Consider the following 12,417-nt stretch of genomic DNA (forward strand, 5'->3'; position numbering starts at 1 on the left):
CGAACTCCGCCGTGACGATGGCCCTGATCCTGTACGCGGCCACCCCCCTGTGAGCCGGGCGGGGCGGACCTGCCCGGACCTGCCCGGACCTGCCCGGACCCGCCCGGACCTGCCCGGACTCCTCCGGCCTGGCGAAGCCGCCGGTGGGCCGGGGTCACCGGCAGCGGCCGCCCGACGCCGGTGGTGCCGCCGTCACTCCTCGTCCTCCTCGTCGCCCTCGAAGAAGTCCCCCATCTCGTCGACCACTTCGGCCGCGACCATGCCGCCGACGACACCGACCGCCAGGCCCGCCGCGCCCGCCGCGACGGCCGTCCCCGTGCCGGGTCCGGACCGGTGGTCGCCGTCGTGGTGGTGGTGCTCGCCGTCTCCGTAGTGCCCGGTGTGCCCGGTGTGCCCGCCGGGCCCGCCCCGCTCGGCCAGCCGGCGCACCCAGCCGTCCACCTCGGCGTTCCAGTCACGGGATTCGTGGTGGCCCACGGTGGGGTCGCACGTGCGTGCGCTTCCCGTCGGCCGAACCGTCCGGAAACTCGCCCGAACTCGTCCGGATCCCCTCCCGGCCGACCGGAGGGGCCGTCCCGTATGGGGCCTGATGGCCCGCGACGGTGACCCCCTGGCCCCTGGGCGGGCCCCGCCGCCGAGGCGACGCTGGAAGCGGGGGAGAAGTCCCTGTTCCGGAGGTGCGCGTCATGCTTGCTCCTGTTGTCGCCGGTGTCGACGGCTCCGTCGAGAGCCTGGCGGCCGCCGTCTGGGCGGCACGCGAGGCCACCCGCCGCGGACGGGAACTCCGGCTGCTGCACGTACGCGCCCGGAGTCCGCGCCACGAGGAACCGATCGTGGGCGCGGCCCGGCGGACCCCGGCGCAGCGGGCCCTGCGGCAGGCGGAGGAAGGCGTCCGCGCCGCGTGCCCCGGTGTGCGCCTGTACGGCGACCAGGTCGAGGGACCGGCGGCCGAGGCCCTGGTGAAAGCCGGCGAGGACGCCGACCTGCTGGTGCTGGGCTCCAGCGGTCCGGGCCGTATCACCGGACTCCTCATGGGCTCGGTCGCGCTCGGAGTGGTGGCGCGGTCCACGCACCCCGTCGTCCTCGTACGGGCGGACACCGAAGGGGACGGAGGCGTCGGGACCGGCGGCCGGCGTGCCGGACGGCGGGACGTGGTCCTCGGCCTCGACGTGGTCGAGCCGTGCGACGAGGTGATCCGGTTCGCCTTCGAGCCGGCCCGCCTGTGCCGTTCGCGGCTGAGAGTGCTGCACGCGTGGCGTGCGCCCGAGCCGCTCACCCCCGGCGCCGGCGGGGCCGGCCTGGTGGGGGACCCCGGCAGGGCCGAGGAGTGGCTGAGCTTCCTCTCCGCGGTACTGCGCGTGTGGCGCGACAAGTACCCCGACGTCGAGGTGGCGGAGACGGTGGTGCGGGGCAAGCCGTCGGGGGCCCTGCTGAGGGCGGCGTCCACGGCGCAGCTCCTGGTCGTCGGCCGCCGGCTCACCGACCGTCCGCGGGCCCCGCGGACCGGACCGGTGACCCATGCGGTGCTGCAGCGGGCCGGCTGCCCCGTGGTCGTGGTGCCGCACTTCTGACCGCGGTGCCGGCGCGTCCGCCGGAGTCCGCCACGCGGTGGTTCCGGCGGCCGCATGGTTGCGAGGGTGTGAAATCGGTAGATTTGACGCCGAAGTGCCGGAGTGCCGAAATTCCGATGTGTCGAAGTGCCGGGGAGCTGAACCGGCGGGCCGGAGGACGGACGTACCCCTGATCGCGGACTTCCCGGGCGAGGACCTATGTTCAACGTGAGTGCCCCGATCGTGACCACGTTCGTCCTGTACGTGGCCGCCATGGTCGGAACCGGACTCTGGGCCCTGAGCCGCACTCGCACCTTCTCCGGCTTCGCCCTGGGCGGGCGCCGCCTCAGGCCGTCCGTGGCCGCCCTGTCCGCCGGCGCCAGCGACATGTCCGGCTGGCTGTTCCTCGCCCTCCCCGGCGCCGTCTACGCGGCGGGCATCGGCTCCGCCTGGATCGCCCTCGGCCTCGCCGCCGGCACCTACCTCAACTGGCTCTTCGTCGCACCGAGACTGCGCACCTACACCGAGCGGGCCGACAACGCCGTGAGCCTGTCCGCCTATCTGGAGGAGCGGTTCGAGGACCGCACCCGGATGCTCAGACTGGTCTCCGCCGCGGTCACACTGGTGTTCTTCACCCTTTACGTCAGCAGTGGCCTGGTGGCGGGCGGCCTGCTGTTCGAGACCGTCTTCGATCTCCGGTTCGGGCTGGGAGTCAGCCTCACCGCCCTGGTCATCGTCATCTACTCGTGTCTGGGCGGCTTCCTGGCGGTGAGCCTGACCCATGTCATGCAGGCGACGCTCATGCTGGTCGCGCTGGTCGTGCTGCCCGTCACCGCCATCGTCTCGCTCGGCGGCTTCGGCGCCCTGGGCGACGCCCTCGACAGCCAGGAGCCCGCGCTGCGCGACCCCGGCGCCCTGGTCGACTACGGAGGCGGTCTGTGGTCGGCCGACGGCACGCTCGGGGTCGTCGCGATCGTCTCGCTGCTCTCCTGGGGCCTCGGCTACTTCGGACAGCCGCACATCCTGGCCCGTTTCATGAGCATCCGCAGTGTCCGGGACGTGCCCGCGGCCCGGCGCATCGGCACCGCCTGGGTGGTGGTCGTGCTCGCCGGTGCCACGCTCGTCGGCCTGGCGGGGATCGGGGAACTCGTCCCCGCGCTCACCGCTCCGGACACGGTGTTCATCGCCCTGTCCGAGGCCCTGCTCAACCCGTGGGTCGCCGGTGTGATGCTGATCGCGGTGCTCGCCGCCGTCGTCTCGACCGCGGACAGCCAGCTCCTCGTCTCCTCCGTGGCGCTGACGGAGGACTTCTACCGGGCCTTCCTCAACCGGCGCGCCACCGACCGGGTGCTGGTGTGGGTGGGACGCGGCACGGTGGTCCTGGTGATCCTCGTGGCCTTCCTCATCGCGCTCCGGGGCGACGGGGTGCTGGACATCGTCGCCCACGCCTGGGCGGGTTTCGGAGCCGCCTTCGGGCCGGTTGTGCTGCTGTCGCTGTACTGGCCCCGCATGACCTGGGCGGGGGCCATGGCCGGCATCGTGGCGGGCGCGGGCACCGTGCTGCTGTGGGACCGGATCAACCCCCTGCTCGGACCGCTCGAATCGAGTGTCTACGAGATGGTCCCGGGCGTCCTGGTGGCCACGGCCGCCGCCCTCCTGTTCGGGCGGTACGTCGGCCGGCCGCCGAAACGGGCCTTCTGGCGGATGCCCGGGGGAGGCATGAGCCAGTTGATGCTCACCTCCTTCCTCGCCCACGCACCGGTCGGTCTGGCGGTCCTCGACACCGACCTGCGCTACGTCTGGGTGAACGAGCCCCTGGACCGCCTGGTGCCCCTGGGCGAGCGCCTGGGACGGCGGGCGGTGGAAGTGCTCCCGGCGGCGGAGGCGGCGCTCTTCGAGGAGAAGATGCGCTCCGTCCTCGGCACGGGACGCCCCGTCATGGACTGCGAGTTCCGCACCACCACCGACGACCCCGCGCGGGCTCGCACGATCTCCGTGTCCTTCTTCGGGATGAAGGACCGCCGGGACCGCGCCGTGGGCATCCTGTACATGCTCATCGATGTCACCGAACGCCGGCGGGCCCAGGAACGCCTGGCACTGCTGAACGGCATCGGCTCCAGGATCGGCAGCACACTGGACATCTGGCGCACCGCGCAGGAACTGGCCGACGAGGCCGTGCCGCCCCTCGCCGACTTCGTCGCCGTCGACCTGCTGGACTCCGTCATGAAGGGCGAGGAACCGGCTCCCGGACCGGTGGGCATGGCTCCCGTCATCCGCCGCGCGGGACAGGCCTCGATGCGCGAGGGCTGCCCCGAGGGCTCCCTGGCCGTGGGGGAAGCGGTCCGGCGCGCCCCCTCCTCGCCCGTGACGCACTGCCTGCAGCAGAGCAGGACCCTGGTGGAACGCACACTGGACCGCGACACCAGCGCCTGGGTGACCGAGGACCCCTCCCTGGGCGCGACGATCCTCGACCACGACTACCGCTCACTGCTGGTGATACCGGTACGGGCACGCGGCGTCACCCTGGGTGTGGCGACCTTCGCGCGGACACGGCGCTTCGCCCCCTTCGAGGACGACGACGTTCGCCTCGCCGAGGAGATCGTCTCCCGCGCGGCGGTGTCCATCGACAACGCCCGCCGCTTCACCCGGGAGCGCACCGCGTCCCGGGCCATGCAGCAGTTCCTGCTGCCGCAGGCCCTGACGGGCGGATCCGCGCTCGACGTCGCGTCGTGGTACCGGCCGGCCGGCGTCCCCAGCGGCGTGGGCGGGGACTGGTTCGACGTCATCCCGCTGTCCGGGGCCCGGGTCGCCCTCGTCGTCGGGGACGTCGTCGGACACGGGATGAACGCGGCCGCGACCATGGGACGTCTGCGTGCCGCGGTGCGCACCCTCGCCAATCTCGACTTCCCCCCGGACGAACTGCTCGCCCACCTCGACGACCTCGTCATCGGCCTGATGGGAGCGCACGACGACAGCGAGCAGGCGGCCGAGTCGGGCGCCGGCTTCATGGGGGCGACCTGCCTGTACGCCGTGTACGACCCGGTCGCCGGACGGTGCGCGCTGGCCCGCGCGGGGCATCTCCCGCCGGTCCTGGTGGGCCCCGGCGGCCCCGCCGAGATCCTGGACCTGCCCGCGGGGCCGCCCCTCGGCCTCGGATACCTGCCGTTCGAATCCGTCGAACTGGAGCTGGCCGAGGGCAGCCTCCTGGCGTTCTACACCGACGGTCTCGTCGAGACCGCCGACCGGGACATCGACGTGGGGATCTCCCGGCTCGGCGACGTGCTCGCCAAGCCCGGCCCCACGCTGGAGGAGACCGGCCGGCGCGCGGTCGACACCCTGCTGACCGGCCCGCCGCCCGACGACGCCGCGCTGCTCCTGGCCCGGACCAGGGTCCTCTCGCCGCACCAGGTCGTGTCCTGGGACCTGCCCAGCGACCCGGCCGCGGTAGGTGACGCCCGTGACTCCGCCGTCCGGCAGCTGTCGGAGTGGGGCCTGGACCATCTGGCGTTCACCACGGAGCTCATCGTCAGCGAACTGGTCACCAACGCGATCCGTCACGCCTCCGGACCGGTGGCCCTGCGGCTGATCCGGGACCGCAACCTCATCTGCGAGGTCTCCGACGCCAGCGGCACCTCTCCGCGGCCGCGCCATGCCCGCACCACGGACGAGGGCGGACGCGGACTGATGATCGTGGCCCAGCTCGCCCACCGCTGGGGCACCCGCCACACATCGGCCGGCAAGGTCATCTGGACGGAACAGCCCTTCGTCGGCGCCTGAGCCCAGCCCTCCCGGCCCGTCCGCGTCCCACGGACTGGAGAAGCCCGTCCGGCCCGCATCCGGAGCCTGCCGGGCATCCGGGGTCTCCCGTCCCCCCGCGGACCGTCCTGGCGTTCACGAGCCGGGTCTTCATGCCGTGGGCCGGCTCGGCCCTTCACGCGCACTCTCGGACCCTCGCCGCACCCGCGGACGCCCCCGGTCCGGCGGCGGAGGGACATGCCGGGCCGTTCTCCGGTGCCGACGGGGACCGTCGGCCCTCATGTCCGGGACCCGGTCCGCTCACAGTTGAAGGACGCAGTACCGCTGTACCGGCGAAGAACGGACGGGCTGGCAGATGTATCCCCATGACGGTTTCCGTGAACTCGGGCGGCGGGAGGCCTTGCGGCTGATGGCCACGGTGCCCGTCGGCCGCATCGTCTACACGCGCCGGGCCATGCCGGCCGTGCTGCCGGTCAACTTCACCCTGAAGCAGGACGGCGCCGTCCTGCTGCGCACCGCCGCGGGCTCGGCGCTGGCCCACGCGGTCGACGGCGCGGTGGTCGCCTTCGAGACCGACGTCGTCGACGCGGCCCGGCAGGCCGGCTGGAGCGTGGTCGTCACGGGCGCCGCCGCCGTGGTGACCGACCCCGCCGAACGCGAGCGGCTGTCCCGCACCGGCCCGGTCTCCTGGGCACCCGCGCGGCGCGAGGTCTTCATCCGTATCGAACCCGGGCTGGTCACCGGGCGCGAACTCGTCGGCGGGCGGACCCTGTACGGAGTGGACCTGGCGACGGTGGACGACTGACGGCGGCCCCGGCAGGTCCCGTACGAAGGGCCGTTCGGGCCCGCGACCCGGGCCCCGGGGGCCCTACGGCGGACGCCGGGCCCGGCGGGACACTGAAGGAGCGACGAGAACCGTAGGCGCGGCCCCCTTCGCCGACCGCGACCGCCACCTCCGGGGCGCTCCCCGGTTCCCGGCGCCGGAAAGGGGAACCCGCCGGTGCGAGGAGGATGGCATGGCTTCGCGACCGCTCGACGACAGGACGGTGGCCACGCTGGTCGCCACCGCGACCGCCGCACCGTCCATGCACAACGCCCAGCCCTGGCGCTTCCGCTATCTGAGCGCGGAGCGTCTTCTGCTGCTGCGGGCCGACCCGGAGCGGGCCATGCCCCACTCCGATCCCGACAACCGGGCGCTGCACATCGGCTGCGGGGCGGCCCTGTTCAATCTGCGGGTCGCCTGCGCGCACGCCGGCCTCGTCGCGGACACGGAGCTCCTCCCCGAGCCCGGCGATCCCCTTCTGCTCGCCGCCGTCCGGCTGTCCGCCCCGCTCCCGCACCGCCCCGCGGACGTGGAGCTGAGCCGGCTGCACCCGGCCGTCCGGGAGCGGCACACCAGCCGCCATCCCTTCGCCGAGACGGACATCCCCGGTGAGGTGCGGGCCACCCTGCAGAGCGCCGCGGCCCAGGAGGGCGCCGTGCTGCTCTTTCCCGGTTCCTGGCACGCCGAGACCGTGCTCGACCTGGTCCGTGACGCGGAGAGCCGGGACGCCGCGGATCCCGGTGCCAACGAGGACGTGCTCCGCTGGACCCGGCTGGGCACCGAGGCCGACACGGCGCTCGACGGCATTCCCGAGTACGCCTTCGGACCGCGCAAGGAGGACGGCAGGGCCCCGGTCCGTGACTTCGCCGGCCGCCGGACGGTGGCCGACCGCGGCACCACGGCGTTCGAGTACACCCCTCACCTGGCGCTGCTGAGTACCCGTGGCGAGAGCCCCGCGGACTGGCTGCGGGCCGGGCAGGCGCTCGAGCGGGTCCTGCTGGAGGCCACCCTGGCCGATCTGGCGACCTCCCTCACCTCGCAGGCCCTGGAGGAACCGGCGCTGCGGCTGCTGGCCCGCGACCCGGCGTCCGGCACCGGGCAGGTGCACATGGTGCTGCGCCTCGGCTACGGCCCGCGCGGCCCGGTGACCCCCCGCCGCCCCGTGAAGGACGTACTGGAAATCACCTGAGGCGGCCGCCGTCCCGTCCGGACGGGGATCCGGGCGCCTCGCGCGGTGCGGCACGTGCCGTGCGGGCATGGTCCCCGCACCGGTCACTTTGCGGCTCCTTTACAGTTGGCGTAGAAACAGGCCATCCTGTTTCCCCACCATTTCCTGCCACGCGTCCGAGAAGGAGCGACGGTTACCCGATGGGTGATCCTCCCAGTAGCAGCCGTGCCACCACCGCCCGTCCGTGCCGTACGGCCAGCAGGGGAGCGGGGGTGGCACGGTGACCGAGGTCCTGCTGCTCCTGCTCGCCCTGCTGCTGACGCTGGCCTGCGCGGTCTTCGTCGCCGCGGAGTTCTCGCTGACCACCGTCGAGCGCGGTGAGCTGGAGCGTGCCGCCGCGGCCGGGGAGCGCGGTGCCGAGAGCGCTCTGCGTGCCGTACGGCGTCTGACGATCCAGCTGTCCGGGGCCCAGCTCGGCATCACCGTCACCTCGCTGGTGATCGGCATGCTCGCCGAGCCGTCCCTTGCCGCGCTGCTGCGCGGTCCCCTGCGCTCCCTCGGCCTCGGCGGTGCGGCCCCGACGGTGGCCACCCTGCTGGGCGTGGCGCTGTCCACCGTGGTGCTGATGGTGATCGGCGAGCTGGTCCCGAAGAACTGGGCGATCTCCCGGCCGGCCGCGGTCGCGAAGGTGGTCGCGGGACCCCAGCGCGCGTTCACCGCCGCCTTCGGCCCGTTCATCGGGCATCTGAACAGCACCGCGAACCGCTTCGTACGCCGCTTCGGTCTGGAGCCCGCCGAGGAACTGGCCTCCGCGCGCACCGCCGAGGAGCTGGGCGCGCTCGCCCGGCGCTCGGCCGCCGAGGGCGCCCTGGAGGCGGACTCCGCCGAACTCTTCGTACGCACCCTGCATCTGAGCGAGCTGACCGCCGAGAACGTGATGACGCCGCGGGTCGACGTCAGGGCCCTGGAGGTGCACGCCACGGCCGCCGACGCCGCCGCGCTCAGCCATGCCACCGGTCTGTCCCGCTTCCCGGTCTACCGCGACAGCCTCGACGACGTCGTCGGCACCGTCCACATCCGGGACGTACTCGCCCTGGAGCCCGAGCGGCGGGCCGGGACGCCCGTCACCGAGCTGACCACCCCGCCCCTGCCGGTCCCCGACAGCCTCCCCGCCGACCGGCTGCTGGAACGGATGCGGGCGCACCGCACCATGGCCGTCGTCATCGACGAGTACGGCGGCACCGCGGGCGTGGCCACCGTGGAGGACATCGTCGAGGAGGTCGTCGGCGAGGTCCGCGACGAGCACGATCCCTTCGAGGTGCCCGACCTGGCACCCGCCCCGGCCGCCGAGGACGGACGCGCCGTGTGGGAGGCCGACGGCAGCGTCCGCCTCGACCGGCTCACCGGCATCGGGCTCACCGCACCGGACGGCCCGTACGAGACCGTCGCCGGACTGATCGCCACCCACCTGGCCCGCATCCCCGTCAAGGGCGATGTGGTGGAGCTGGACGGCTGGCGGCTGGACGTGCTGGAGGTCGAGCACCACCGCGCCGACCGCATACGTGTCACCGAACCGGCCATGGCCGCACTCGCCCAGGCCGTGGAGGGAACCCGATGACCGCCCTGCAGCTCGCCATCGGCGCCCTGACCCTGCTGACCAACGCGTTCTTCGTCGGCGCCGAGTTCGCCCTGATCTCGGTGCGCCGCAGCCAGATCGAACCGCGCGCCCAGGCGGGTGAGAAACGCGCCCGGATGACCCTGTGGGCGCTGGAACACCTGTCCGCGATGATGGCCACCGCCCAGCTCGGCATCACCGTCTCCTCCCTGGTGCTCGGCGCGGTCGCCGAACCCGCCATCGCCCATCTGCTGGAGCCCGGCTTCGAGGCCGTGCACATCCCGCACGGCCTGGTGCACCCGATCGCGTTCGTCATCGCCCTGAGCCTCGCCACGTATCTGCACATGCTGATCGGCGAGATGGTGCCCAAGAACATCGCGCTCGCCGCACCGGTGCCCAGCGCGCTGCTGCTCGGCCCGCCGCTGGTGGCGCTCACCCGGGCGCTGCGGCCGTTCGTCTTCGGCATCAACGCCTTCGCCAACGTCCTGCTGCGGCTGCTGCGCGTCGAGCCGAAGGACGAGGTCGAGTCCGTCTTCACCGACGACCAGCTCGCCCGCATGGTCGTCGACTCCAGCGAGGCCGGGCTGCTCGGCCCCGCCGACGGACAGCGGCTGCGCGACGCCCTGGAGCTGGGCACCCGTCCGGTCGGCGAGATCGTGGTCCCCGTGCATCGGATGCGTACCGCCGACCACACCATCACCCCGGCCCGGCTGGAACGGCTGGCCGCCGAGGCCGGTCTGTCCCGCTTCCCGGTCACCGGGGCCGACGGTGCCGTCCTCGGCTATCTGCACGTCAAGGACACCCTCGGCGTCACCGACCGTGACCGGCCCTTCCCGCGCACCGCGCTGCACAAGGTCACCCGGGTCCGCATCGACACCCCGCTGGACGACACACTCACCGCCCTGCGGGCCGAGGACAGCCATCTCGCCGCCGTCGTCGGCGAGAGTGGCACCGTCATCGGGTTCGTGACCATGGAGGACGTCCTGTCCGAACTGGTCGGACCGGCGGCTCCGGCCACCGCCTGAGCAGCCCGGCCGCCGGCCGAACGGTCCCGGCCGGGAACAAGACGCCCGGCCGGGACCGTTCGCAGCATCACACATCCACAGAAGGAGCACGTACGTGTCCGCCAGACCGACGGACCCCCCGGGGCGCAGTCCCCGACCATCCCGCCAGGCAGCACCTGAGCACGACGGCACACGGCGGGATGGTGTCGGATGAGTGCCGCGAACGCCCTGCTGGGCGTGCTGGCCGTGTTCGTCCTGACGGCCGGCACCGGATACTTCGTCGCCCAGGAGTTCGCCTACGTCTCCGCCGACCGCCTCGCCCTGGCGCGCGAGGCCGAGTCCGGCGACCGCAGGGCCGCCCGCGCCCTGAAGGTGCTGGCGCGGCTGTCGTTCATGCTGTCGGGCGCTCAGCTCGGCATCACCGTGACCGGACTGGTGGTCGGTTTCATCGCCGAGCCGTCGGTGTCCGCTCTGCTCCGGCCCGCCCTGTCGGGCCTGGGCCTGCCCGACGCGGCCGTGAGCGGCATCGCGGTCGTACTGGCCTTCGTACTGGCCACGGTCGTGCAGATGGTGCTGGGCGAGCTGGCCCCGAAGAACCTCGCCATCGCCGTGCCGGAACGGCTCGCGAAGGCGCTGGCCGGCTCCACGCTGGCCTATCTGAAGATCGTCGGACCCCTCGTGCACGTCTTCGACGCGACGGCGAACAAGCTGCTGCGCAAGGCCGGCATCGAACCGGTCGAGGAACTGCACCACGGCGCCACCCTGGAGGAACTCGGCCACCTCATCGGCGAGTCCCATGAACAGGGCGCGCTGCCCAAGGACACCGCCGCCCTGCTCGACCACGCCCTGGAGTTCTCCGACCGGACACTGGACGAGGTGATGGTGCCCCGCGTGGACGCCGTTTTCGTGCGCAGGGACGCCACCGCCGCCGAGGCCGTCGGTCTGATCGCCCGGCACGGCCACTCCAACTACCCGGTGCTCGGCGACCACCCCGACGACATCGGCGGTGTCCTCGGCGTCGCCGAACTGATGCGCCTGCCCGCGGACGGTCTCACCGGCACCACGGCCGGCGCGGTCGCCCGGCGGCCGCTCCTGCTGCCGGACACCCTCCCCCTGCCCGACGCCGTGACCCAGATGAGGGAGCGCGACGACGAGTTCGCGGTCGTCCTGGACGAGCACGGCGGTGTCGCCGGCATCGTCACCTACGAGGACATCGCCGAGGAGCTGGTCGGCGACATCGCGGACGAGTCCGACACCGTCACCGAGGTCGCCGTCGTCATCGGTGACGGCTGGCTGGTGGACGCCGGCCGCCGGCTGGACGAGGTGGCCGAGGCCACCGGCGTCGAACTGCCCGAGGAAGAGGACTACGACACGGTGGCCGGCCTGATCGTCGACCGGCTCGGCCGCTTCCCGGCCATCGGGGACCGGCTCACGATCGGACTGCCCGACGGTGCTACCGCGGTGATCGACGTACGCACCCTCGACCGGCACGTGCCCGACCGCGTACGGATCGAGCGGCGGGCCGGAAGGCCGGAGGAGCAGGCATGAGTTTCCCGATGGCGCTCTTCGTCACCGTGCTGCTGCTGATCGGCAGCGGATTCTTCGTCGCCGCCGAATTCGCCTTGGTGGCTGCCAAACGGCACCGCATGGAGAGGGCCGCGGCCGAGGGGCGGCGTGGCGCCAAGGCCGCCCTGGCCGGCATGCGCGAACTGTCCCTGATGCTGGCCGGCGCCCAACTGGGCATCACCGTCTGCACCCTGGGCCTGGGTTCGGTGTCCAAGCCCGCGATCTCGCACGAACTCGACCCGCTGCTGCACAAGCTGGGCCTGCCCAGCGCGCTCAGCTACGGCGTCGCGTTCGCCGTCGCCATGATCGTGGTCGTGTTCCTGCACATGGTGCTCGGCGAGATGGCCCCCAAGTCCTGGGCCATCGCCCACCCCGAGCGGTCCGCGATGCTGCTCTCCCCGCCCTTCCGGGCCGTGGTGAGGGTCGTACGGCCGCTGATCCGCGTCCTCAACGCGGTGAGCAACGCCCTCGTGCGACTGTGCCGGGTCACCCCGCGCGACGAGCTGGCCTCGGTGCACAACCGGGAGCAGCTCACCCATCTGGTGGCCGAGTCCGAGCGGCTCGGTCTGATCAGCGAGACGGACTCGGAGCTGCTGACGCGTTCGCTGACCGAGCCTCAGACACCCGTACGGGAGCTGCGGGTGCCGGCCGCCGAGATCGTCTGGGTGGACGGCGGCGCCGGCCTGGACGAGATCCTGCGCGTGGCCGCGGACCGGGACCGCACCCGGCTGCTGGTCCGCGAGCACGACACGGTCCTCGGCTCGGTGCACGCCCGCGACGCCGTGGTGGCCCGCTCCCAGGGACGGGCCGCCAGCGCCCGTGCGCTGGCCCGACCGGTGCCGGGCCTGACCGAGGACGCGACGGTCGCCGAGGCGATCGACCTGCTGCGCCGCCGCCGCTCCTCGCTCGCCGTGGTCCGTGACGACTCCGGGGCG

At 73.2% G+C, this 12,417-nt stretch carries 8 protein-coding genes and 1 pseudogene; 8 read left to right on the forward strand and 1 reads right to left on the reverse strand.

Going from position 1 to position 12,417, the window contains the following annotated elements:
- Positions 1–192: 192 nt before the first annotated feature.
- A pseudogene (locus B9S61_RS23175) lies at positions 193–480 on the reverse strand (sporulation protein); the annotation flags it as partial.
- Positions 481–686: 206 nt separating this feature from the next.
- On the opposite strand from B9S61_RS23175, the gene B9S61_RS23180 reads away from it, so the two are divergent.
- The 8 genes from B9S61_RS23180 to B9S61_RS23215 all read left to right on the forward strand — a co-directional run.
- A complete protein-coding gene (locus tag B9S61_RS23180) occupies positions 687–1,571 on the forward strand; it encodes a universal stress protein (RefSeq protein ID WP_103543996.1) in 885 nt (294 codons plus the stop codon).
- Positions 1,572–1,769: 198 nt separating this feature from the next.
- Positions 1,770–5,327 carry a sodium/proline symporter PutP gene (putP, locus tag B9S61_RS23185; protein WP_103543997.1) on the forward strand — a complete coding sequence of 1,186 codons (3,558 nt, stop codon included), beginning with the start codon at positions 1,770–1,772 and terminating at the stop codon, positions 5,325–5,327.
- Positions 5,328–5,661: 334 nt separating this feature from the next.
- Positions 5,662–6,111: a pyridoxamine 5'-phosphate oxidase family protein gene (locus B9S61_RS23190; protein ID WP_103543998.1), complete on the forward strand. Its 450-nt coding sequence runs from the start codon at positions 5,662–5,664 to the stop codon at positions 6,109–6,111.
- 211 nt (positions 6,112–6,322) lie between these two features.
- Positions 6,323–7,318, forward strand: coding sequence for an Acg family FMN-binding oxidoreductase (locus B9S61_RS23195; RefSeq protein WP_103543999.1), 996 nt, complete (start codon positions 6,323–6,325; stop codon positions 7,316–7,318).
- A 259-nt stretch (positions 7,319–7,577) separates the two neighbouring features.
- Positions 7,578–8,915, forward strand: coding sequence for a hemolysin family protein (locus B9S61_RS23200; protein WP_103544000.1), 1,338 nt, complete (start codon positions 7,578–7,580; stop codon positions 8,913–8,915).
- The gene (locus tag B9S61_RS23205) at positions 8,912–9,937 is read left to right on the forward strand and encodes a hemolysin family protein (protein ID WP_103544001.1); all 1,026 of its coding nucleotides are present in this window, start codon (positions 8,912–8,914) and stop codon (positions 9,935–9,937) included. Before B9S61_RS23200 ends, B9S61_RS23205 begins: the two co-directional genes overlap by 4 nt.
- A 189-nt stretch (positions 9,938–10,126) precedes the next feature.
- Positions 10,127–11,464, forward strand: coding sequence for a hemolysin family protein (locus tag B9S61_RS23210; RefSeq protein ID WP_103544002.1), 1,338 nt, complete (start codon positions 10,127–10,129; stop codon positions 11,462–11,464).
- Positions 11,461–12,417: hemolysin family protein (locus B9S61_RS23215; protein WP_103544003.1), on the forward strand; the 957-nt coding region annotated here is incomplete at its 3' end. The genes B9S61_RS23210 and B9S61_RS23215, both read left to right, overlap by 4 nt.

Source organism: Streptomyces sp. SM1, assembly GCF_002910825.1.
GTDB lineage: Bacteria > Actinomycetota > Actinomycetes > Streptomycetales > Streptomycetaceae > Streptomyces > Streptomyces okerensis.